Annotated in this window: 21 protein-coding genes; 13 read left to right on the forward strand and 8 right to left on the reverse strand. The window is 62.0% G+C overall.

What is annotated here, in order from left to right; genetic code table 11:
• Nucleotide 1: 1 nt before the first annotated feature.
• Complete coding sequence (gene fadR, locus GXP34_08140; protein NOY55942.1) at nt 2–715, reverse strand: fatty acid metabolism transcriptional regulator FadR; 714 nt, start codon at nt 713–715, stop codon at nt 2–4.
• A gap of 909 nt (nt 716–1,624) precedes the next feature.
• Between fadR and GXP34_08145 the strand changes: the two genes are divergently transcribed.
• Genes GXP34_08145 through GXP34_08170 form a run of 6 tightly spaced genes read left to right on the forward strand, consistent with a single transcriptional unit; the run spans nt 1,625 to nt 9,510 of the window.
• On the forward strand, nt 1,625–2,167 hold the full coding sequence (locus GXP34_08145) for a phosphohydrolase (protein ID NOY55943.1): 543 nt from the start codon (nt 1,625–1,627) through the stop codon (nt 2,165–2,167).
• Between the two features lie 6 nt (nt 2,168–2,173).
• The gene (locus GXP34_08150; GenBank protein NOY55944.1) at nt 2,174–3,574 is read left to right on the forward strand and encodes an MmgE/PrpD family protein; all 1,401 of its coding nucleotides are present in this window, start codon (nt 2,174–2,176) and stop codon (nt 3,572–3,574) included.
• Nucleotides 3,571–5,526 carry a homoaconitase gene (gene lysF, locus GXP34_08155; GenBank protein ID NOY55945.1) on the forward strand — a complete coding sequence of 652 codons (1,956 nt, stop codon included), beginning with the start codon at nt 3,571–3,573 and terminating at the stop codon, nt 5,524–5,526. The genes GXP34_08150 and lysF overlap by 4 nt, the downstream gene beginning before the upstream one ends.
• A 20-nt stretch (nt 5,527–5,546) precedes the next feature.
• On the forward strand, nt 5,547–6,728 hold the full coding sequence (locus GXP34_08160; GenBank protein ID NOY55946.1) for an isocitrate/isopropylmalate dehydrogenase family protein: 1,182 nt from the start codon (nt 5,547–5,549) through the stop codon (nt 6,726–6,728).
• A complete protein-coding gene (locus GXP34_08165; protein ID NOY55947.1) occupies nt 6,725–7,936 on the forward strand; it encodes a citrate lyase subunit gamma in 1,212 nt (403 codons plus the stop codon). Before GXP34_08160 ends, GXP34_08165 begins: the two co-directional genes overlap by 4 nt.
• Nucleotides 7,933–9,510: a citrate lyase subunit alpha gene (locus tag GXP34_08170; GenBank protein NOY55948.1), complete on the forward strand. Its 1,578-nt coding sequence runs from the start codon at nt 7,933–7,935 to the stop codon at nt 9,508–9,510. The genes GXP34_08165 and GXP34_08170 overlap by 4 nt, the downstream gene beginning before the upstream one ends.
• 58 nt (nt 9,511–9,568) lie before the next feature.
• On the opposite strand, the gene ftcD is transcribed toward GXP34_08170, so the two are convergent.
• From ftcD to GXP34_08185, 3 genes are all read right to left on the reverse strand, one after another.
• The gene (gene ftcD / locus GXP34_08175) at nt 9,569–11,224 is read right to left on the reverse strand and encodes a glutamate formimidoyltransferase (protein NOY55949.1); all 1,656 of its coding nucleotides are present in this window, start codon (nt 11,222–11,224) and stop codon (nt 9,569–9,571) included.
• Between the two features lie 612 nt (nt 11,225–11,836).
• On the reverse strand, nt 11,837–12,706 hold the full coding sequence (locus GXP34_08180) for an ABC transporter permease (GenBank protein NOY55950.1): 870 nt from the start codon (nt 12,704–12,706) through the stop codon (nt 11,837–11,839).
• The gene (locus GXP34_08185; GenBank protein ID NOY55951.1) at nt 12,703–13,692 is read right to left on the reverse strand and encodes an ATP-binding cassette domain-containing protein; all 990 of its coding nucleotides are present in this window, start codon (nt 13,690–13,692) and stop codon (nt 12,703–12,705) included. The genes GXP34_08180 and GXP34_08185 overlap by 4 nt, the downstream gene beginning before the upstream one ends.
• An 83-nt stretch (nt 13,693–13,775) precedes the next feature.
• Here GXP34_08185 and GXP34_08190 point away from each other — a divergent pair, with 83 nt between their 5' ends.
• On the forward strand, nt 13,776–14,111 hold the full coding sequence (locus tag GXP34_08190; protein NOY55952.1) for a hypothetical protein: 336 nt from the start codon (nt 13,776–13,778) through the stop codon (nt 14,109–14,111).
• Nucleotides 14,112–14,285: 174 nt separating this feature from the next.
• On the opposite strand, the gene GXP34_08195 is transcribed toward GXP34_08190, so the two are convergent.
• Together GXP34_08195 and GXP34_08200 are read right to left on the reverse strand one after the other, a co-directional pair.
• On the reverse strand, nt 14,286–15,191 hold the full coding sequence (locus tag GXP34_08195; protein NOY55953.1) for a DMT family transporter: 906 nt from the start codon (nt 15,189–15,191) through the stop codon (nt 14,286–14,288).
• A 30-nt stretch (nt 15,192–15,221) separates the two neighbouring features.
• A complete protein-coding gene (locus GXP34_08200) occupies nt 15,222–16,460 on the reverse strand; it encodes an MFS transporter (GenBank protein ID NOY55954.1) in 1,239 nt (412 codons plus the stop codon).
• Nucleotides 16,461–16,889: 429 nt separating this feature from the next.
• Between GXP34_08200 and GXP34_08205 the strand changes: the two genes are divergently transcribed.
• Together GXP34_08205 and GXP34_08210 are read left to right on the forward strand one after the other, a co-directional pair.
• Nucleotides 16,890–17,183, forward strand: a complete 294-nt coding sequence (locus GXP34_08205) for a hypothetical protein (protein ID NOY55955.1) — start codon at nt 16,890–16,892, stop codon at nt 17,181–17,183.
• Nucleotides 17,183–17,374, forward strand: coding sequence for a hypothetical protein (locus GXP34_08210; GenBank protein NOY55956.1), 192 nt, complete (start codon nt 17,183–17,185; stop codon nt 17,372–17,374). Before GXP34_08205 ends, GXP34_08210 begins: the two co-directional genes overlap by 1 nt.
• On the opposite strand, the gene GXP34_08215 is transcribed toward GXP34_08210, so the two are convergent.
• Nucleotides 17,362–17,556, reverse strand: a complete 195-nt coding sequence (locus GXP34_08215; GenBank protein NOY55957.1) for a fumarylacetoacetate hydrolase family protein — start codon at nt 17,554–17,556, stop codon at nt 17,362–17,364. The two genes, GXP34_08210 and GXP34_08215, sit on opposite strands and share 13 nt — an antisense overlap.
• A gap of 211 nt (nt 17,557–17,767) precedes the next feature.
• On the opposite strand from GXP34_08215, the gene GXP34_08220 reads away from it, so the two are divergent.
• The 3 genes from GXP34_08220 to GXP34_08230 are packed head-to-tail and all read left to right on the forward strand — an operon-like array spanning nt 17,768 to nt 19,622.
• Nucleotides 17,768–17,962 (forward strand): MoaD/ThiS family protein, encoded by a 195-nt coding sequence (locus GXP34_08220; protein NOY55958.1) that lies wholly within the window; start codon nt 17,768–17,770, stop codon nt 17,960–17,962.
• Entirely contained in the window at nt 17,962–18,852 is an 891-nt protein-coding gene (locus tag GXP34_08225; GenBank protein NOY55959.1) for an adenine nucleotide alpha hydrolase family protein, read from the forward strand. The genes GXP34_08220 and GXP34_08225 overlap by 1 nt, the downstream gene beginning before the upstream one ends.
• Nucleotides 18,849–19,622 (forward strand): tRNA (adenine-N1)-methyltransferase, encoded by a 774-nt coding sequence (locus tag GXP34_08230; GenBank protein NOY55960.1) that lies wholly within the window; start codon nt 18,849–18,851, stop codon nt 19,620–19,622. The genes GXP34_08225 and GXP34_08230 overlap by 4 nt, the downstream gene beginning before the upstream one ends.
• A gap of 55 nt (nt 19,623–19,677) precedes the next feature.
• Here GXP34_08230 and GXP34_08235 read toward each other — a convergent pair whose 3' ends face one another.
• Nucleotides 19,678–19,923: a ferredoxin gene (locus GXP34_08235; protein ID NOY55961.1), complete on the reverse strand. Its 246-nt coding sequence runs from the start codon at nt 19,921–19,923 to the stop codon at nt 19,678–19,680.
• A 96-nt stretch (nt 19,924–20,019) separates the two neighbouring features.
• On the opposite strand from GXP34_08235, the gene arc reads away from it, so the two are divergent.
• The gene (arc, locus tag GXP34_08240) at nt 20,020–21,717 is read left to right on the forward strand and encodes a proteasome ATPase (GenBank protein ID NOY55962.1); all 1,698 of its coding nucleotides are present in this window, start codon (nt 20,020–20,022) and stop codon (nt 21,715–21,717) included.
• Nucleotides 21,718–21,728: the final 11 nt, after the last annotated feature.

Below are 21,728 nucleotides of genomic sequence, written 5' to 3' on the forward strand. Positions count from 1 at the left end.
GCTATGGGACGGTGAACGTGGCGCCGCCGGCGCTTCGCCACAGTTCGATACTGTCTTGCATTACTTGCCGGCTTACGCGCTCTGCAGCGTCACGGTCGTTGCTCCTGGCGGCGGTCTCGAGATCCGAGTAGAAACGTGTCGATCGGTCACGAGCTTCGGAAAGAGCGAAGTAGATGCCGGCCAATCGTTCGTAGAAGCCTGCGAACCCGTTCAGGATGAGCGTAAAGATCGGGTTGCCGGACGCGATCGACAGGCGGCGGTGCACCTCCCAATCGAAAGCGGCGAAAGCCTCGGCCCGATCGGGCAGGTCGCGATGCTGAGAGAGGAGCGCGGCCACCTCGTCAGGGACGCATGCAACGGCAGCGGCCATGTAAGGCGGCGCCAGGTACAAGCGAATCTCCAATAGGTGCTCCACAAAGTCGGTGGAGAGGTGTTGCGAGTGCTTGACCAGAGCTCCGAGCACGTTGAGGCCGCCTTCCTGCCAGAAGTGATTCACGACCGTGCGCCTGCCCTGTCGGACGGTGACCCACCCATCTCGCTCGAGGCGCTGAAGGGCTTCTCGGAGCGTGGGGCGCGTCACCCCGAGGCTGATGGCGAGTTGGCGCTCCCCGGGAAGCTCGGAACCCGGTGGGAACGTCCCATCCAATACCGCCTCGACAAGCGAATGCTCGGCATGATCTGCCGGTCGGATGGGAGCAATCCACGTGGCCGTCATATGTCTGTCCAAACTGGTGAGTGGTCTTACCAGTTTGTATGTTACACGTGAGAACTCGGGAAGTGGATGCGGAATCCTTCGGTCGTCCGCGCGTTGCGGAGTCCCGTACCCAGTTGCACCGATACTCTCGCATTCATTGCGGGCCGGCACCATGTTGGGGCTGCAGAGCGTTCGAAGCGCAGGAGGGTCTCGAGCAATCTCTCGGGTGCCGGAGTGCCGGGAGCGGCGGTCCGGCCGGGAATTGTCCTCCCTGACCACGCTCTGTCGTCGGCAGGTCGGAGGGGTTCCCACGGCCGGCCGGTCGTCGAGCTGCTTCCGGTTCGTGGCCTGGCGGCCGGCGACATCGCCAGAGGCGTCTGCGCCGCTCCACTCCATCGCGCAGCGACCACGATCGAGTGATCTGTGGTGCCGCGGTGGCCCAGTCTTGAAGCCTCGATCCAGGGTGGTCATCGAACGATTTGAGGACCCACCGGCACCAAGTGCCGCCGACAGCCGCGAAATGAGCGGTCACCGGCACGAAAGGCCCGATAATCCTGCGAAAGTCCGAGACACGGTCGGCGGAATCGGCCATACTGCCCGCATGCATTTTGCCAGATGGCGCTCGAGGGCGTTTTGGCTCACTTCAAATCAGCGGTCTGCCTCCTGTCAGAAGCGGAAACGCGCGAACAACTCGGACATCACACTCAGGCTCTACCCACCGCCCGACGGTCGGGCGCGTCGTCGACACGATGAACCTACGCACACGCAGCTATCGCACAAACCACCGACATTGCTCAAGAGGAGTCCGGATGACGCATCGATGGATGGCCGAAAAGAGGAGGAAAGGACCCTGTGCTTCCCGCAGCTCGGGTCAACTTTGCGAAGGCTTGTTTCACCGTGAGAGAGTCTGTCGTCATGACGAATACTGAGATGCGCGACGCCGTTCGACTCCTTTGGCCCGAGCTCGACTGGATTCAAGATCTGGATCTCCGAGAGAGAACCCTCGACACCTGGGTACTTGGATTCGAACGTAGTCCGTTGGAACCCGAAGACCTGCATGAGATCCCCTTCACGCTGCTCGTCCCTGATTGTCCGACGTCGTTCATGGAACACAAACGCTGTGTCGTGCACATTGCACACGGAGCCGCCGAAGCAATGCAAGAGTTTCTCGGCAACGCACTCGTGATCGACATGGACACCGTGATCGCCGGGGCGATCCTGATCGATGTCGGCAAGTTACTGGAGTACGAGAAGGTCGACGGCGTCGCCGTCCAGAGCGAATTGGGCCGCTACCTGCGCCATCCGTTCACAGGTGTGTCGCTCGCCATGGAGTGCGGCATTCCCGACTCGATCTGTCACATCATCGCCGCTCACTCCAAAGAAGGCGATCTGATCACGCGTTCGGTCGAGGCGACGATCCTGCACCATGCCGACTTCATGAGCTTCCTTCCTTTCAAGAACCTGACGAGGTAACCACCAATGAAGAGCACCCATCCCGATTCTGAGATGATCACTGCCCCGATGGCCCGGTGGGCCGCCGACCTGACATTCGCCGACCTGTCCGAAGAAGCAATCCATGAAGCGAAGCGCTTTCTGCTCGACTCACTGGGGTGTGCACTCGGCGGCTATACGCAACACGATGTGAAGATCCTGCTGGACGTCTTGGATGAGACCGCGGGATCTGGTCCGGCAACCGTGATCGGCACCGGCAAGAGGGTGGACGCCGTGTCGGCGTCCTTTGCCAACGCCTTGATGGTGAGGGCGATGGACTACAACGACATCTACTGGCAGCAAGATCCTTCGCACCCCTCGGACATCATTCCCGGGGCCCTGGCCCTCGTCGAGCGCGGCGACGGTGACGGTAAGGAGCTGTGCGTTGGAATCATTCTCGGCCACGAGTTCGAGATGCGGCTCTGCGAGGCGGCGTTTCCCGGCATTCGCGAACGCGGTTGGCATCACGCGACGTTGACCGCCTTTGCCGCTGCCTTCGTGGCCGGGCGGATGCTGCATCTCGATGCGGAGCGCATTCAACATGCAGTCGGGATCTCGGGGAGTTCGCATGCGACGTTTGGCGCGGTCACGGCCGGCAAACTCACGATGATGAAGAACACCGTGGACCCTCTTGCGACACAGCGCGGGGTCCTGGCAGGCCTCCTCGCCGAACGTGGCTACACGGGACCTGAGCACGTGATCGACGGCAAAGAAGGATTGGTCGAGACGCTCGGTCCCGAATGGAAACTCGGCGTCCTGACCGACAAGCTAGGACAATCGTGGCGGATCACCCGCTGCGGCATGAAGGCGTTTCCGACCGAAGCCCTCACCCATACGCCGATATCGGCAGTACTGGACCTGGTGACGGAACATGACCTTGCGGCGGACGACGTCGAGCAGGTTCATATCCGATCGCTCGCGCGGGCTGCGGACATCCTCGCGGATCCCAGCAAGTACGAGCCGCGCAACCGTGAGACCGCCGACCACAGCCTGCCCTACGTGATTGCGGCAGCCTTGGTCGACCGTCAGGTCACACCGCTCCAATTCACGATTGCCAAGATCGAAGATCCTCAGATTCGGGCTCAGCTGAACAAGGTCGTGGTGGTCGCCGACCCGGAGATCGAAAAGGACTTCCCGGCCCGCCAACGTGTCGGCGTGACCATCACCACGAAAGATGGTCGAACCTTCACGAAGGATCTGGACTATCCCAAGGGGCATCCGAACAATCCGCTCACGTCGACGGAGATCGAGGAGAAGTTCGACGCGCTCGCGGCGCCGGTCATGTCGTCGGGACGTCGCCGGCAGATCAAAGATGCCGTCTGGAACCTGGAGAACCTCGACAGCGTCCGCGATCTGACCGACCTGTTGCGTGTTGATGGTGCGTCGTGACCCGGCACCAGACGGTCGTTGAGGCGATAGCGCAAACCCATCTTGCCGCCGGTGCCCAGAGTGGACCGGTCAAGGCCGGTGACTTTGTGACCATTCGCCCCGACCACGTCCTGACCCACGACAACACCGCTCCCGTGCTGAAGAAATTCTTGACGATGGGAGCGACACGAGTCTCGGACCCGGGACAACCCGTGTTCGCGATCGACCACGACATTCAGAACACATCGGAGGCCAATCTGGCCAAGTACCGCAAGATCGAGGAGTTCGCCAGGAGCCAGGGTGTCGATTTCCATGCTCCTGGTGAAGGAATCGGACACCAGATCATGGTCGAGCAAGGCTATGTCACTCCTGGTTCATTCGTCGTCGCGTCCGACTCGCATGCAAACATGTACGGCGCTCTCGGGGCGATCGGAACACCCGTCGTACGCACCGATGCCGCAGCAATCTGGGCCACGGGGGAGTTCTGGTGGCAGATTCCGCGCAGCGTTCGTGTCGAGTTGGTGGGAGAGCTTCCCGAGGGGGCAACGGGCAAAGACGTGATTCTCATCCTCTGCGGCCTCTACTCCCACGGTGAGGTGCTCAACGCCGCCGTCGAATTCACAGGTCCCGGAGTGAAGAGCCTCAGCATGGATGCACGGTTCACCATCTCGAATATGACGACCGAATGGGGTGCCCTCGTCGGATGGTTCCCGGTCGACGAAACGACGCTGGACTACCTCGAGTGGCGGCGTGCCGTCCTTGAGTCACAAGGACGCAGGCGGCTGACCCAGAACGTCTCAGATACGGTGTCCGGCCACCTTGCCGGAGATCCGCAGGCCCACTACGCAGCACACATCCTGTTCGACCTCGGCGAAGTCACACCCCACATCAACGGTCCCGATACCGTGCAGGCCACCCGGTCGGTCGCAGGGTTCAGAGAACAGGCCGTGCCCATCGACAAGGCCTACCTGCTGTCCTGTGTGAATTCACGTTTCGAAGACCTTGCCGCTGCCGCGGAAGAACTCGAAGGCAAACACGTCGCCGACGGTGTCGAGCTCTACTTTGCTGCGGCCAGCCGGGAAGTACAGGAGCGTGCCGAAGCTTCGGGACACTGGCAGGCGATCCTCGATGCGGGTGGGCGGCCGTTGCCACCCGGGTGCGGTCCGTGTATCGGTCTCGGGGCCGGTCTCCTCGAACCGGGTGAGGTCGGAATCTCTGCGACGAACCGTAACTTCAAGGGCCGTATGGGCTCACGCGACGCAGAGGCGTATCTCGCCAGCCCCCAGGTGGTGGCCGCCTCGGCCGTGGCCGGCCATATCTGTGGTGCGGGCGATTGGCCCGATCGCGCTCCCCGGAGAAACATCGACGTTACGAGTCGCTCCGTTGCGAGCCGGGCCAGCAAGGTGACGATCCAAGAAGGCTTCCCCCCTCGGGTGGAGGGCCGGATCGTGTTGCTGACCCAGGACAACATCAATACGGATGGCATCTACGGCAAGGACTACACCTACCGCGACGACATGACACCCGAAGCCATGGCCCGGGTCGTCATGGAGAACTACGACCCGGAGTTCGCTTCCATGATCCAACCGGGTGACATTCTCGTCGGCGGTGAGAACTTCGGAACGGGCTCCAGTCGCGAGCAGGCGGCGACTGCTCTTCAGGCGGCGGGCATCGCCATGGTGATCGCTGCAAGCTATTCACAGACCTACCTGCGCAACGCGTTCAACAACGGCTTCGTGTGCATCGAATGCCCGGAACTCGTCGCGTACCTGCGGGAGAAGTTCACGGCACCCGTCGACGCCGAAGTCAGGTCCGTCTTCACGGACGACGCCCTGAGTGTCGACTTCACGTCCGGGGAGGTCTCGTTCGACGAGCACATCTTCCCATTTCCCGTGCTCAGCGAGGTTCCGCAATCTCTCGTGGCTGCCGGCGGCCTGGAAAACGCCGTTCGCCTACAACTTTCAGTGACATGACCATTCCCAAGGAGGATGTAATGACTCGAAGGACCGTCGTGACGATGCCAGGTGACGGCATCGGCGCCCTTGTACTCCCAGAAGCGATTCGCATCCTTGATGCGGTCGGTTTCGAAGCAGACTACGTGCAGGCCGACATCGGCTGGGAGTGCTGGCGGGAACGGGGCAACCCACTCCCGCAGGCCACGATCGATCTCCTCGCCGAGCACAAGCTCGGCTTGTTCGGTGCGATCACCTCCAAGCCCAAGGCGGCGGCGGAAGCCGAGCTCGCGCCCGAGCTACGCGGGAAGGGTCATGTGTACTTCAGTCCCATCGTTGGGCTTCGTCAACGTTTCGGCCTCGACGTCTGTGTGCGACCCTGTCGCTCCTACGCAGGAAACCCGCTCAACTTCGTCCGGCAAACTGCCAACGGTGTCGAGGAGCCGCCGGTCGATGCGGTGATCTTTCGCCAGAACACCGAAGGCCTCTACGCGGGCGTCGAATGGACGGATCCCCCCCGCGAGGTCCTGGAGGCGCTGGCAACCCATCCCAAATTTGCTCCGTTCACCGGCATTCCCGCCGCAGACCTGGCGATTTCCACTCGCGTGTTCTCACGGAACGCATGCCGGCGCATCGTCCGTGCCGCATTCGAATACGCCGCAAAGCACGGCTATCGATCGGTTACGGTCTGCGAGAAGCCCAACGTCTTGAGAGAGACATCCGGCATGCTCGAGGATGTTGCCAAAGAGATCGGGGCCGAATACCCGAACATCGAGCGGTGGTCCACGAACATCGACGCCCAGATGATGTGGCTCACCAAGAACCCGGAGAATTACGGTGTCCTCGTGGCAGGGAACCTGTTCGGCGACATCATCTCCGACGGCTTTGCCGGCCTCGTAGGGGGCCTCGGCTTCGCCTGCTCGGGCAACATCGGGGACGAGGTGGCGGTGTTCGAGCCGACACACGGTTCCGCGCCCAAGTACGCCGAGCTGGTTCCGTCGATCGTCAACCCCATCGCCATGATCCTGACTGCCGCCATGTTGCTCGATCACGTCGGCGAAGAGGAGAAGGCCACCCGGGTCAGAGAAGCAGTCGGCAAGGTCATCGCTGAGGGCGCGGTTCGGACCTACGACATGATGCACCTTCCCGGTGGGCCGGGGGTGGTCGACGCGGGCGCCGCCGCCACCTCCGAGATGACCGACGCGATCCTGGACGCCTTGTGACCGGGCGAAGCGCCGAGGCGGGCTTTGCAGGCCGCGGTGTCCGTTCAGATCTGCGCGTCAAGATCGAAGAGCGAGAGGATGGGGGTCTCACGGTCGATCTGCAGTCCAAGGTCGAGGCCTATTACGGCGCCGCGATCCGAGATCAGGTCCGCGACGAGTTGGAACACCTCGGCGTCGAGAACGCGACAGTGACCATTCAGGACATGGGAGCGCTTCCCTTCACCATTGCTGCACGGGTCGAGACTGCGGCCCTCAGGGCCGGGCTCCTCGAAGACAAGGCGCTCGATGCGGTTCCCGAACCCGACCGCGTTCCGACGGAGCGCGGTCGAGTTCGGCGGTCACGGCTCTATCTTCCCGGCAACGATCCAAAGTACATGGTCAACGCCGGCCTGTATGGTCCGGACGCCGTCATCCTGGATCTGGAGGACTCGGTGCACCCGGCAGAGAAGGACAGCGCCCGCCTTCTGGTCGCCAATGCCGTTCGCCACGTGGATTTCGCCGGGGCAGAGATCATGGTTCGCATCAATCAGCTTCCGGCCGGGTTGGAGGACCTGGCAGCGGTGATTCCCAGTGGACCGGATCTGATCCTCATCCCGAAAGTGGAGGACCCGGCAGAGGTCCAAGAGGTCGACCGGACGATTACCACCATGCTCGAGACACTGGAGTGGCACCGGTCGATCTGGATCATGCCGATCCTCGAGTCTGCACTCGGAATCGAATCGGCCTTCGATATCGCACGGTCTTGCGACAGGGTCGTCGCGCTCACCGTGGGGCTGGAAGATCTGATGGCGGACCTCGGAGTATCCGGATCGGCCAAGGAGCAGGCGACACACTACGCACGGGCCCGCATCGTCAATGCCGCAGTCGCCGCGAGTGTCCAGCCCATCGACTCGGTCTATGCCGACGTATCCGATCTCGATGGGCTGACGTCGTGGTGTGAGCGGTCGAAGGCGCTGGGATTCCAGGGCATGGGCTGTCTCCATCCACGACAGATACCGATCGTTCACGACGCGTTTGCCCCCACCCCAAAGGAGATCGAACGTGCCCAGGCGATCGTTGCTGCCTTTGAACAAGCCCAGAAAGAAGGCTTGGCCATCGTAAGTATCGGATCCAAGATGATCGATGCACCGATCGTGCAACGAGCCGCGAAGATCGTCGAGCAGGCTCGAGCGCTGGGCCTCTTGCTCGAAGAGGGGAGCGGGCAATGACGGCCGGATTCACCGAGAACGCTGCAGGTCGGATCGTTCCGACCGTCGTAAACGGCCATGAGCAGACCCCATACCGGGGCATCGGCCGCCACCGCCCGGTCGGCAACAAGGCAGGACCGCCGATCCGGGTCTCGTCCGACTATCCGGTCAACGGAGACAAGCGGGTCGCATCCCTGCAGGAGGCTCTCGAACGGTGCGGCCTGGCCGACGGGATGGTCGTCTCCACCCATCATCACCTTCGCAACGGAGATCGCGTTGCTCTCAGCCTCCTCAACACCGCGAAGGACATGGGAATCCGCGACCTGACCTGGTTCCCGAGCGCATCATTCCCCTGCCACGAACCCGTGATCGACCTGATGGAGGCCGGCGTCGTCCACCATATCGAGGGCAGCATGAACGGGCCGCTGGGGGAGTACTGCTCGAAAGGAAAGATGCGTGGACTGGGCGTACTTCGCTCGCACGGCGGCCGGTGGCAGGCAATCTCCGACGGAGAGATACACATCGATATCGCAGTGATCGCCGCTCCATGCGCAGACATGTTCGGCAATGCGAACGGCGCACGCGGCAAGTCGGCGTGCGGATCCCTTGGCTTCGCCCTTGCAGATTCCCTGTATGCCGATCACGTCATCGTCGTTACCGACGGCCTCGTCCCCTTCCCGTGCGTTCCCTGGCAGATACAGGGCAACAACGTCGACTACGTCGTCGAGGTGCCTTCGATCGGGGACCCGAGCAAGATCGTCTCCGGCACGACACAGATCACCAAGAGCCCGGACCGACTGATCATCGCCGAGTTCGCGGCGCGGTTCGTTCGGGATGCGGGCATCTTGCGTGATGGCTTCTCGTTCCAGGCAGGAGCCGGGGGCATCTCACTCGCTTTCACGGCGTTCCTCGCGGACATGATGCGAGACGCCGGCGCCACTGCACGGTTCGTCCGCGGAGGCTCCACGCGTGTGCTGGTGGACATGTTGCAGGAAGGCCTGACGGACTACATCCTCGATGGTCAGACGTTCGACCTCAGCGGCATCCAATCCATTGCGACAGACCCGCGCCACGTGGCGACCTCACCGTTCACTTCGTACAACTTCAATGGCAAAGGCAACTTCGCGAGCATGGTCGATGCCGTCGTTCTCGGTGCAACCGAGGTGGACGTCGATTTCAACGCCAACGTGGTGACACACTCCGACGGACGTCTCTTGCACGGTATCGGGGGTTGGCAGAACTGCCTGTTCGCCGGCTGCACGATTTTGGCGATGCCGTCATTTCGGGACCGGAACCCTGTCATACGTGATCGAGTGACGACGCTCACGGGGCCGGGCGAACTCATCGATGTCGTAGTCACCGAGCGCGGTATCGCCATCAATCCGAGGCGCCAGGATCTGATCGATGCCACAAAGGCCTCTGATCTTCCCATCGTGGACATACGTCGTCTCCAGGCGGATGTGGAGCACATCTGCGGAGGCAAACCTGAGCCCGCCGTGCTGACCGACCAGCCTGTGGCCGTGATCAAGTGGGTGGACGGCACGGTCCTCGACACCGTGTGGCAACCTCGCGTCGATCCCGACCCTCACAGTTGAACCCAGGGCTCGTAGGGGTCGTGGCGACCCCCCTGAGCCCTGGGTTCAGTGTTGGTGACTAGTGATCGGTCGCGATACGGCTCTCCACGATCGCCTGCACGTCGGCTGCCATCGTCCTGACGGACTCGAGTGCAGCGCTCCGTCGCGCGTCCAGACGTGCTGTCTGTGGATGGTCGGGCAGCGAACCGAGGTTGATGCGTACGTTCAGCGACGCACCCTCTGCGGCGGCGAGCGCACACATGGCGGCGACACCTCCATCGCTGACCGCACTCTCGTTGCCGTCTCTGGCCACCACCGAGGCGGCGCCGAGGGTGTCGACGCAATGTTCGAGCACCTCGAGAGGGACCATGCTGGCGGCCACTGTGGCTTCCTGCACGGCACGGTCGCGGGCGAGACGCTCCGCGTCGGTCCTACGAGGTAGTCGCATCGCCGCCATCAGCGAGTCGAACGCCTCCGTATCTCGATCGACCGCATCGAGAAACCAGTCCTTGAGCAGCTGTGCGGATCGGCCGGTCTCCTCCATCTTGGCGTCGCCCGTCTTGGAGAACGTGAGAGCAGCGACCATCGAAGTCAGCGCCGCCGAGAGCGCGCCGACCAGCGCGGCCACGCTGCCTCCTCCAGGTGTCGGCGTGCCCGTCGAGAGAACGTCGGCAAACTCTCGAAGCGAGCCGGCCGCAAAGCCCGATGATGCCCCGTGATACCGGTACTCGATCACTTTGTCGGCCGGATCGAACGGTGACACATCATCCAGACCAAGGCTCAACACGGCAATATGCATTCGCTCGGCCTCCGGGATTCCGGTCGTCTTGCCCTGCGCTCGCAGGTAGTGATCTGCCGCGGCAAGCATCGAGCGGCGGGGGACCAAGCCGACGATCTCGCTACCCGTCACCCGCACCCCGAGCCTGCGGGCCTCTTCGCAGGCGGCGTCGAAGACGGCATGGAGCGGAGTGATGTCAGGATCGGTCAAGTTGAAGGACACCTGTGCCCGTCCGTACTCCTCGATATACCAGCCGACCCCTCGCAGATGAGTGAACCGTCCTGGCTCCCGCAAGGCGAGACCGTCGGCATCACGTTGAATCTTGCCGTCGGGATCCCGCTTTGGCCGCCCACTCTCTCGGAGAGCACCCGCGATCTTGTTGGCGAGCTTGCGGTCGCGGGTGTTCAGATTGACGTTGTAGGCGATCAGGAAGTTGCGTGCGCCGATCGCGGTTGCCCCAGTCCTCGGATTGAAATCTTTCGGACCGAAGTCGGGCTCGTCTTCACGGTCCGCGAGCCCTTCGTATTCACCGCGGCGGACATTCGCGAGTGATACGTGCTCGGGTCGGGATGCCGCCTCCCCGTACAGGTAAACGGGGATCGAGAGTTCGGTTCCAACACGTTCGCCCAGACGTCGTGCAATCCGAACACAATCCTCCATGGAAGCACCTTCGAGCGGTACGAACGGACAGACATCGGTGCTACCCATTCGTGGATGTTCACCCTGGTGAGCTCGCATGTCGATCAGGGTGGCCGCTTTCTCGATGGCGGCAAACGCGGCATCTTCCACGGCTTCGGGAGACCCGGCGAACGTCATCACCGTGCGATTCGTGGCGGCCCCCGGGTCGACATCGAGCAGCGTCACACCGTCTATGGCCGCGATGGCCGCGGCGATGGCATCGATGACACGCCGATCTCGGCCTTCACTGAAGTTGGGGATGCATTCGATGAGTTTCATACGGCCTCCATCAGAGATCCGGCTCTTCGCCGGACGCCAGGAAGGTTTCCAGCGGTTCACGGGCAACATAGTGTGAGGTCATGGACTCTTCCCACTCCAGGTACCGTTCCTCACACCGGACCGAACAGAACTCGGAGCCGTCTCGCCGGGGAGCACCGTCCCAGAGACAGGTCGTATGGGTGCGGCGCAACCACGGTGGATCGTACAGGGGATATCGTCCGTGTCTGGAGCGATAATCATCAGGCGTTGGCTCGACATCCATCGGCACTCTCCTCCCTGTCCCGACCCAGGCTAGAGGCGGCCGGGCACCGCGGACATCCAAACTCGCAAACCGACCGTCGGACCCCCACCGACCGGGCCGAACGGCGTGGTTCGCGGCGTCTTGCAAGGAAACTCCTACAGGAACCGAACCTTTGCTCCGATGTCGTCGGTGATGAGTACGGGCATCGAGTTTACGTTCATGTGCACTCGCTGTGGGGAGAAGGCGGCCGCTGTCAAAGAGGGGCGCAAGGTGTTCCTCTGTGCAGCGTGTGCCTCCGACACCATGTGGCGCGACATGGTTTCCGTGATCCTCGACGGCCCGGATGTCGATCGAGGGAAAGACGATACCCGTCAGTCCTGAATGCTCACCAACCACATGGCCAGCAGGTTCATCACAACTCCGAAGACGGTAACAACGATCAGATCCTGACCCACCGTCATCGAATGCCCGAAGACCTTGATTCCGAGACCGAAGTCGGGAAGCCGATCCAGTATGGCGGCCGGCAACCCCTGTGCGTTCAGGACCAATCTGCGCAACGGGTCGACCGCGTACGTGATCGGATTGATCTTGACGAGAATGGTCATCCATGCGGGCAGACCCTGGAGTGGAAAGAACACACCCGATAGAAAGATCATCGGAAAGGTGACGAACTGGTTGATCACCTGGAATGCCTCGGTACTGCGCATCCGTGCGGCAAGCGCGACACCCATCCCCGACAAGCCAAAAGCACCAAGGAACATCACCGGCCAGAGTTGGAGGACCAGCAGAGGCGTCAGAGTGACCCCGACGAGTGGGGCGAACAGGAAGACGAGCGTTCCCTGAATCGTCGCGACAGTGGCACCGCCGAGGGTTTTGCCGAACGCCACCGAGGCACGATTGACGGGGGCGACAAGGACCTCCTTGAGGATGCCGAACTCACGATCGTAGACCAGCGAGATGCCGTTGAAGATCGAGGCAAAGAAGACGTTCATGGCGATGATTCCAGGAAAGATGAACTGCTTGAAGTCGATCGTCGGACCACCGGATCCGCCGCCGATCAGTGATCCCATCGCGCCGCTGAGTCCGCTGCCGAAGATCAGCAGGAAGATGATGGGCATCCCGAGAGACCCGGCGATCCTCGTCTTGTCCCGCCACCATCGAGTGATTTCCCTGCGCCAGATGATCCCCACTGCCGCGGCAGACGAAGGCCGTCGTCCATCACGAGTTCCTGTGGCCATCATCCGTGCCCCCTTCGTCTGCGAACCATCATCTTGAGCCGGTTGCGGTTGAGATCACCCTGATCCAGCTCAGACTCCCGGATGGTTCGTCCCGTCAGCTTCAGGAAGACATCGTCGAGGGTCGGCCTCCTGAGCTCGATCGCGTCGATACGACCCTTGAATCCCCTCGCAAGGTGTGGAATGAAGGGCGCACCTTCTCGTACCTCGATTCGGACTTGGCCATTCCTCACCGTCGTCGTAACAGGCTCGGTGGAGAGGAACTCGACGAGATCGCCCGGGTCCGGCGTCGTTACGGTGATCATGTCGCCGCCGACCATGCGCTTGAGACCCTCGGGGGTGTCGAGTGCAACGATACTCGCGTGGTCCATGATGGCGATTCGGTCGCAGAACTCGGCTTCGTCCATGTAGTGCGTGGTCATGAAGATCGTGATTCCGGTTTCCTCGCGCAGTCGCTTGATGTGGTCCCACATGCTGCGTCGGGTCTGGGGGTCAAGACCGATCGTCGGCTCATCGAGAAAGAGGATTTCGGGAGTGTGTAGAAGCCCTCTCGCGATCTCGAGCCGGCGTTTCATGCCACCGGAGAACTTCTCGACGATGTCATCGGCTCGAGTATCGAGGTCGACGAGCTTCAGGAGTTCGTCGATCCGGCGCCTCCGAATCTGCGGCGGGACATGGTAGAGAACGCCATGGAAGTTCAGGTTTTCACGGGCCGTGAGGCGGTCGTCGAGGCTTGGTTCCTGGAAGACGATGCCGATCGCCGAGCGCACCGCGCTCTGGTCGGATCTGATGTCGTGTCCAGCAACGGTTGCGGTACCCGCCGATGGTTTGAGGAGGGTTGTCAGCATCGAGATCGTCGTCGTCTTACCCGCGCCGTTCGGCCCGAGAAAACCGAACACCTCGCCCTTATCGACCCAAAAGCCGATCCCATCAACCGCAAGAAGATCCTTGAAACGCCTGCTCAGGGCGTTCACATCGATCGCTCGAGTCATATCCCCGTCCTCTCGAGACGAGGTTAGTGCCGTCCATGTGAGTCTCATTGCACCGCTCCGGCACGGGCCTCTACCGTTGGGGTATGTATCGGCGAACCGGCATCATCCTCATCATCGTCGCCATGGGCCTGAGCATCTGGATGCTTGCGACACCTGTCCGCCATTTCACCGGGTATCTCATCGGAGGAGGTGAAGTTGAAAAGGCGTACACGACGTGCGGGATGACGATCGAGGTTCTTTCCGGGCGATTCGATGAAGAAGTCGGGACACCCGGTGCGCGCGAAGACTGCGTAAAGGAGGCGCGGGGTCGCGTTGCCTACGTGATCGTCGTTGCCGTGCCCCTGCTACTGCTTGCGAGTTTCGCGATCGCGCAGGGGAAGTTCCCGAACCTGCCCCTGCCTTGGCAGTCGGCCGTGTGACGCCGGCGTGCGGGCAAGCGGCGGAAACGGTTCCAGGTGGCCGGTTGCCGGCCCGAGTTGTCGCTCTCAGGCTGCAGGCCCACGAGTCGGACCACCCACAAGAGGAGAGACGTGATCCTCGAGCTGGGTGCCATCCGCCGCCAGGCGGACTCGTCGGCAGGAGCCGGAAACGATCTAGGGGGTCTCCGCCCTGGAAGCGAGGAACGCTCCAATGAGCACGACGGCGGTTCCCGCAATCGACAGGAGCGCTGCATGCTCGCCGTGCAAGAAGACCCCGAGCAGGATCGCCACGACCGGCAGGAAGTAGATCGCTATCGAGGCGCGGGCCGCCCCGACCCGGCCGGCGAGCGCGGTCATTGCGAGGAACGCGAGCCCCGTTCCGAACACACCCAAAGTCGCCACTGCCGCCAGGGGACCCCATGCGAAGCGCACCTGTCCCACATGAGCCAACCCGAACGGAGTCACGAGTATGACCGCCACGAGTTGGGCCCGCAGGATCACCGGGAACGCGCCATACCGCTGCTGAAGTGGGACAGCAATGTTGACAGAGATTGCGTAGGAGATCGTGGCGGCGAGCACCAGCAAGGTACCGCGAAGGACCGACGACCCCCCTTCGATACCCGGAAGGCTGATCGCGACGATCCCGACGAGACCGAGCGAGACACCCACGATCTGATAGCGGCCTGGAGCCTTGCGGAGCAGAAGGGCCGCGATGATTGCAGAGAAGATCGGCATCGACCCGTTGAGCATGCCGGCGAGAGAGGATGCGATCCACTGTTGGGCGATGGGGAAGAGGAGCATGGGCAACCCCATCCACAGGACACCGAGGAGAACGATTCGTGGAAGGTCCATCCGGTCCACCGGCCGCCTCGAAGCCGGAAACAGAGCGAGGGTGGCTGCGCCCACGGTGAGGCGAAGCAGCGCGACGAGCGTCGGGGGGAACGCCTCGAGTCCGATGGCAATGAGCAGAAACGACGAGCCCCAGATGAGCGCGATCCCGGTGAGCAGACCCCAGTCGGTGAGCCCGAAGGCAGCTCGCCGGATCCCCGGAGCAGTCGAGAGGAGTGAAGACGCCCGCATCGACCGCAGGGTAATGCCAGGGGAGATGTCTCAGGCCGGCTGGTCGTACTCTGCGACGTTGCGGGCAGACCAGACGACCGTGCGAGAGAGGTATATGGCGAAGAGGACGATGAGGATCGGGCCGAGCCGCACGATCGTCAGCAGGCCGATGCGATCCGCCAGAGCCGTGCCGAACAAGGCACCGAAGGGGACCGTGCTCCATGCGAGGCCCCGCCCGGCGGCGCTCACCCTCCCAAGGAGATACTGTGGCGTGTAGAGCTGGCGCATCGTGAGCAGACTCACATTGGTCCAAACGAGTCCGGCGAACCCCACCGCCAAGACGCTCGTGACGACCAAGAGGTTGCTCGACCAGGTGAGGCCAAACATGCCAAAACCGAAGATCGCGAATCCGAACACGTAGGTACGGCCGATGTGGATACGATCGATGACTCTCGGTGCGCTTATCGCTCCGATGATGCCACCGGCGCCCATCCCGACGAAGAAGATCCCGAGTCGCGCCGGATCATCCGTCCCGAGAAGCTGGGCTCCGATCAGCACGAGGGTTGCTTCGATGAATCCGGTGATGAAGTTGGCGAGTCCTCCACCGAGCGTGGTCAGGCGGATCCTTCGTTCGGACCACAGGTGTGCCCATCCTTCTCGCAGATTCTCAAAGAAACGGTCGCCGGAACCGAGGACGCGCTTCGGAACTCGGGACAAGTAGATGAATGACAAGGCAGACACGAGAAAGGTCAATCCGTTGAAAGCAAACGCGGCTGGGAAGCCCGCGGCCTTCACGATCAGCCCACCGGTGAGAGGCCCGAGCAGAAAAGCGATCTGTTGAGAAAGCGAGAGCCGACCGTTCGCCCGAGTCAAACCCAGTCCCGCGGCCACCGACGGGATGAAAGCCTGCAAAGAGGCGTTGAAGGAAGCGGCAAGACTGCCGGCTACAAAGGCAAACGCGAACAGGCCCCACGTGGTGAAAGTGCCCTCGCGAGCCATGACCGCAAGTGAGAAGAACGCGGCGGCTCGTGCCAGCTCGTTGATGACGATGATCCAGCGCAGCCGGTACCGGTCCAACAGGGTTGCGCCGACAAAACCGAAGAGAAGTGTGGGTAGGTTCTCGGCCGCAGACAGGAGCCCGAAATCGAACGCCCGTTGCGAGAGCATCGCGAGAAAGAGTGGGACCGTCAGGTACGCGACGTAGTCGCCAAACAGAGAAACTGTCTGTCCCGTCCAGACGATTGAGAAGTTCCGGGCAGGCGGAACCGTCCTGTGCGTGCCTTGGCTCACGATTCACCAGCCTAGTGGGGGATGAGGGCGCGATGCCTGAAAGTTTGCCGTCCGCCGGCGGTGGGGAGGCACGTACCGCAGCGGCTTTGCGCCGGGGTAGCGGGTCTTCGTCGGGGAGCGGAACGACCGCAGGGAGGCACGTACCGCAGCGCCTTTGCGCCGATGTAGGGAGGTCTTGCCTTGGGAGCGGAGCGACCGTCGGGGAAGTGCGCTGAAGCCGGGAGGGAGGAGAGCAGCGCAGCGGACCTTGCGGCCGGTGTAGGAGGGAATGCGCTTCAGGGAGTGCTCAACAGGATCCTTGCGTGTTGCAGATGGTCTGTCGTACCGGGCACCCTGACCGGCTCTCGGAGGTCATCCGCGATCGAGGGATGCAATCTCGAGGAATTGATTCGCCCATGAATCGGGCGCTCGGGTAGCCTCGGTGGCGTCATGAGTGATGTAAGCGAGATTCCTGAGCAGGTCGGAGAACTCATCGACCTGTCCAAGCAATACCTGCGGGAGCAGACCATCGAACCTGCAAAGCGACTCGGAAGGGTCGCGGGGATGGGCTTCGCTGCGGCGGTGTTGTTCTCCATCGGTGCGCTTCTCCTTGCAATCGCAGGCACGAGGGTGCTGATCGGCGTGCTTCCCGATGGCGCCCTGTGGAGCGCTCTCGGTCTGCTCATCTCCGTCATCGTCCTTTCCGGAGTGGCCGGTCTGATCATGTGGAGGGCAACCCGCTGATGGTCGAACGAGCAGATATCGAAGCAAAAGCCCGGGAGATCGAGCAAGCTCTGAGCGACACGAAAGAGAGCGTTCAGCAAAAGGGCGTTGTCATAGCCCTCGGTGTGATCGCCGTTGTCGTGCTCGCGTTCATGATCGGCCGGCGTCGGGGGAACCGATCGAGAGCGGTCGTAAAGGTCTACCGCTCCTGAGGTTCGAGTCGGATCTCGACGGTGTCGCCGGGCCGGAGACGCTGCTTGTATACCAGCGCGTCGCCACTCGGCTTCCGGAGCCACCTGAACCCCAGAAGCGCTGCTCCGATCAGGATCAGCCGGGCATCACCCGTTCGCAGACCCCGGAAAGCACTTTGCACGGCGATACGACCCAATTGCATGGAGCCAGCGTAGTTGTCCCAATCCCTGTGCGTCGCACTCCGAGTGTCTCGGCCTCCGCCCGCGGAACCGGTATCGGTACGTCAAAGGTGCACAAACCGCGTAGAGTACGGGCATGCTCAATGAAACCATGAAGAAGATCGTGATCTGGGTGATCGTGCTCGGGATGGTCCTGTCACTCGCCGCCGGGCTCGCTGCAGTGGTCTTCTCTTCGTGAAGGTCATCCGCCGCCACCCTCGACGCGAAATCCACATCGAAGGGCCCATGACGGTGCGTGCTCTCCTCGAACACCTGGACATCGTCCCCGAGACGGTATTGGTGATCCGCGACAGCGACCTGCTCACCCGTGATCAGCGGCTGGAGGCAGACGACACGGTGGAGTTACGGCCGGTCATTTCGGGGGGCTGATGCGCTGTCGCGTATGTAGAGGGAGCGCGGCCATCGAGGTAAAGCGTCACAATGCGGCGTTCTGTGGACAGCACTTCATCGATCATGTGCGTAGACAAGTTGGACGAACCATTCACGACCACGCCATGTTCGGTCCCGACGAACGTCTTGCGGTCGGTGTGTCGGGAGGCAAGGACAGCCTGGCGCTCTGGGACATCTTGCATCACCTCGGCTATCGGGCTGAAGGGATCTATCTCGACCTCGGCATCGGGGCCTACTCGCAGGACAGTCTGAGCCGAGTCGAGGCCTTCGCCGAAGAACGGGATCTGATTCTGCATTCGGTCAGCCTGCTGCAGCACTACGGATTCTCGATTCCCGATGCTGCGAAGGCGACTCGGCGCACGCCCTGTTCTGCATGCGGCCTCTCCAAGCGGTACGTCCTGAATGAGGAGGCGACACGCCGGGGCTTTGATGTTCTCGTGATGGGACATAATCTGGACGACGAGGCTGCGACGCTCTTCTCCAACGTGCTCAACTGGAACATGGAATACCTGGGCAGACAGCGCCCTGTTCTTCCGGCTTCGGACGGTTTGGCCAAGAAGGTGAAGCCGCTGATTCGCGTCGCCGAACGAGAGACCGCCGCGTACGCGGTTCTCGCCGGGATCGACTACGAGGTGGAGGAGTGTCCGCTTGTGGGAGGAAACACGGTCAATCGTCTCAAGGAATGGATGGCCATGCTCGAACATGACTCGCCGGGAGTCACCCAGCACTTCCTCGGGGGCTTCTTCGGCAGGGCCTCACATGCATTCGCAGTCGATATTCCCGACCTGCATCCCTGCTCCAAGTGCGAAAGGCCGACCACCGGCGAGCGGTGCGCCTTCTGCAGGCTTCAGGAAAGAGCGGTGACATGAGGTTCGAAGCCGACGATCTCTGCCTGCTCGTCGACTTCAAGGGAAGACGCTATCTCCTCACACTGCGAGAAGATGGTGAGTTTCATTCGCATCTCGGCGTGATCCCGCACACAGACCTGATCGGCATACAGGAAGGCTCTCTGGTTTCGACGGGAAGCGGGAGCAAGCTGCTGGCCATTCGTCCACGGTTCGTTGACTACGTGCTGAAGATGCGCAGGGGCGCGCAAGTCGTCTACCCGAAGGACGTTGGCCCCATTCTCGTCTACGGAGATATCAAGCCGGGCAGCATCGTTCTGGAAGCAGGCACCGGATCCGGAGCCCTCACCATCGCTCTTGTGCGCGCCGTCGGGCCGAACGGACGTGTGGTCAGTGTCGAACGTCGCGAAGATCACGCAGCGCATGCCCGCCGCAGCATCGAACGATTCTTCGGTGAGATTCCTTCGACCCTCGATCTGCGCGTCGGAGATGTCGAGACCGAAGCCGAGACCGTACACGCGGACCGGCTCGTTCTCGATCTCCCCGAACCGTGGCACATCGCCCGTGCAGGCGGCCACATGGAACCCGGAGGCGTCTTCATCGCGTACCTCCCCACCGTGCCGCAGGTACAGACACTCGTGGAAACGATGCGAGACGTCGGCTCGTTCGCGCTGATCGATGTCTTCGAGACGCTGCACCGCACCTGGAAGGTGGAAGGACGATCGGTCCGTCCTGATCACCGCATGGTCGGACACACCGGGTTCGTGGTTATCGGGCGGAGAAGCAATACGTGAGGGAAGGCCCCATGTGGGGCCTTCCTCCACCATACGTTCGCTGAAAGGAACTGGTCTACGGCTCGATGAAGATGCACTCTCCCGGGCACTCTTCCGCGGACTCGATGACCATTTCTTCCTGCCCTGCAGGAACAACGCCGAGACCTTGAGCCCCTTCCGGGTTGCCTTCGGAGGCTGCAAAGATCTTGTCGCCTTCTTTGACATAGGCGAGTCCGTCATCCAACAGCACAAAAACATCCGGCGCGATCTCTTCGCAGAGGCCATCGCCCGTACACAGATCTTGGTCGATCCAAACCTTCATAGCTGAGGAACTCCTTATGTGTTGCAGGCATGCTACCCAAATTCGCGCTCTCCACTAAGTGCAGTCTTCGCACCGCCGTATACTTCGCGCGAGCCCATGACTGATGTCGAGCAACTGAAAACCGCCATTGCCCACCTCGAAGTGGAGGTTGCGACGCTCAGATCGGAATCGGACCGCGCCCGAAAGCTGGAACGCCGGCTGTCCGAAACCAAGATGCAGCTCGACCGGGCAGGATCCCAGAACCAGCGGATGGCGGAATTGCTCCGCGAGGCGCGAGAACAGCTCGCGATGCTTCGCCACGAGGTGGAGAGGCTCGCAGCTCCTCCGAACCAGTTCGGAACGGTCCTCCAGGTCAACGCCGGAGGAACGGTGGACATTGTCAGCGGTGGCCGCAAACTGCGCGTGGCGGCTCAGCCCAGCATCGAAGTCAAGCAGCTCCAACGCGGCCAAGAGGTCCTGCTGAATGAGGCGATGAACATCGTTGATGTGCGGCGTTTCACCGTCTCCGGCGAGGTCGTAACGGTCAAGGAGCGCCTTGGGGAGCAGCGCCTCCTCGTCCTTGCCAGAGGAGACGAGGAGCGAGTCGTCGAGATTGCGGAACCACTCGAGGAAGAGTCCTTCAGGGCAGGCGACGCGGTACGCCTCGACGCACGTAGCGGGCTCGTGTTCGAGAAGCTCTTGCGCCCTGAAGTCCAGGAGCTGATTCTCGAAGAGGTCCCTGATGTCACGTACGACGACGTTGGGGGTCTCAGGGAGCAGATCGAGGCGATTCGAGACGCCGTCGAACTTCCGTACCTGCACAAGGAACTCTTTGCCGACTACGGACTCGAAGCCCCCAAAGGAGTGCTGCTGTACGGACCGCCCGGCTGTGGCAAGACGCTGATCGCCAAGGCGGTTGCCAACAGTCTTGCCCAGGCGGTGGCTGCTCGCACCGGACGAACCGACGCCCGCTCATACTTCCTGAACGTGAAAGGCCCGGAGCTGCTCAACAAGTACGTGGGGGAGACGGAGCGTCAGATCCGATTGATCTTCCGAAGGGCCAAGGAGAAGTCGGACCAGGGGGTTCCGGTCATTGTGTTCTTCGACGAGATGGACTCGTTGTTCCGCACCAGAGGCACAGGAGTGTCCTCCGACATGGAATCGACAGTCGTCCCTCAATTGCTCTCGGAACTCGACGGTGTGGAAAGCCTCAAGAACGTCATCGTGATCGGCGCATCGAATCGTGAGGACCTGATCGACCCTGCGATTCTGCGGCCGGGCCGCCTCGACGTGAAGATCAAGATCGGCCGACCCGACGAGACGTCCGCTCGCGAGATCTTTCGCATCTACCTCGACGGTGTCGCGCCCCTGGACGCCGAGGAAATGGAGGAGGCGGGAGGTGATCGCGAGACGATGCTCTCCGCGATGATCGATCGCACCGTCGAGAGGATGTACGCACAGGACGACGCGAACAAGTTTCTCGAGGTCACGTACGCGAACGGTGACCGGGAACTGCTCTACTTCAAAGATTTTTCCAGCGGCGCGATGATCCAGAACATCGTCAGCCGGGCCAAGAAAGAGGCGATCAAGCGGGAGATCGCCGGCGGGCCGAGGGGCCTTCGGACGGCCGACCTCCTGAGAGCGATCACAAGCGAATTCGCCGAGCACGAGGACCTTCCCAATACGACGAATCCGGACGACTGGGCGAAGGTCTCCGGCAAGAAAGGGGAGCGTATCGTGTATGTCCGGACGCTGATGCGAGGCGAGAACAACTCGAAGAAGATCGAGGCCGTCACGACCGGCCAGTACCTCTAAGGGGGTCCGAG

The sequence above is a fragment of the Actinomycetota bacterium genome, from assembly GCA_013152275.1.
GTDB lineage: Bacteria > Actinomycetota > Acidimicrobiia > Spongiisociales > UBA4744 > BMS3Bbin01.

Excerpts from the sequence above, each read along its gene's own strand:
- GXP34_08160 (NOY55946.1), top strand. The coding sequence starts at position 5,547 with ATGACTCGAAGGACCGTCGTGACGATGCCAGGTGACGGCATCGGCGCC.
- GXP34_08185 (NOY55951.1), bottom strand. The coding sequence starts at position 13,692 with ATGACTCGAGCGATCGATGTGAACGCCCTGAGCAGGCGTTTCAAGGAT.
- GXP34_08170 (NOY55948.1), top strand. The coding sequence starts at position 7,933 with ATGACGGCCGGATTCACCGAGAACGCTGCAGGTCGGATCGTTCCGACC.
- GXP34_08145 (NOY55943.1), top strand. The coding sequence starts at position 1,625 with ATGCGCGACGCCGTTCGACTCCTTTGGCCCGAGCTCGACTGGATTCAA.
- GXP34_08210 (NOY55956.1), top strand. The coding sequence starts at position 17,183 with ATGGTCGAACGAGCAGATATCGAAGCAAAAGCCCGGGAGATCGAGCAA.
- GXP34_08195 (NOY55953.1), bottom strand. The coding sequence starts at position 15,191 with ATGCGGGCGTCTTCACTCCTCTCGACTGCTCCGGGGATCCGGCGAGCT.
- GXP34_08225 (NOY55959.1), top strand. The coding sequence starts at position 17,962 with ATGCGCTGTCGCGTATGTAGAGGGAGCGCGGCCATCGAGGTAAAGCGT.
- arc (NOY55962.1), top strand. The coding sequence starts at position 20,020 with ATGACTGATGTCGAGCAACTGAAAACCGCCATTGCCCACCTCGAAGTG.
- GXP34_08235 (NOY55961.1), bottom strand. The coding sequence starts at position 19,923 with ATGAAGGTTTGGATCGACCAAGATCTGTGTACGGGCGATGGCCTCTGC.
- GXP34_08215 (NOY55957.1), bottom strand. The coding sequence starts at position 17,556 with ATGCAATTGGGTCGTATCGCCGTGCAAAGTGCTTTCCGGGGTCTGCGA.
- GXP34_08230 (NOY55960.1), top strand. The coding sequence starts at position 18,849 with ATGAGGTTCGAAGCCGACGATCTCTGCCTGCTCGTCGACTTCAAGGGA.
- GXP34_08205 (NOY55955.1), top strand. The coding sequence starts at position 16,890 with ATGAGTGATGTAAGCGAGATTCCTGAGCAGGTCGGAGAACTCATCGAC.
- fadR (NOY55942.1), bottom strand. The coding sequence starts at position 715 with ATGACGGCCACGTGGATTGCTCCCATCCGACCGGCAGATCATGCCGAG.
- GXP34_08190 (NOY55952.1), top strand. The coding sequence starts at position 13,776 with ATGTATCGGCGAACCGGCATCATCCTCATCATCGTCGCCATGGGCCTG.
- GXP34_08150 (NOY55944.1), top strand. The coding sequence starts at position 2,174 with ATGAAGAGCACCCATCCCGATTCTGAGATGATCACTGCCCCGATGGCC.
- ftcD (NOY55949.1), bottom strand. The coding sequence starts at position 11,224 with ATGAAACTCATCGAATGCATCCCCAACTTCAGTGAAGGCCGAGATCGG.
- GXP34_08180 (NOY55950.1), bottom strand. The coding sequence starts at position 12,706 with ATGATGGCCACAGGAACTCGTGATGGACGACGGCCTTCGTCTGCCGCG.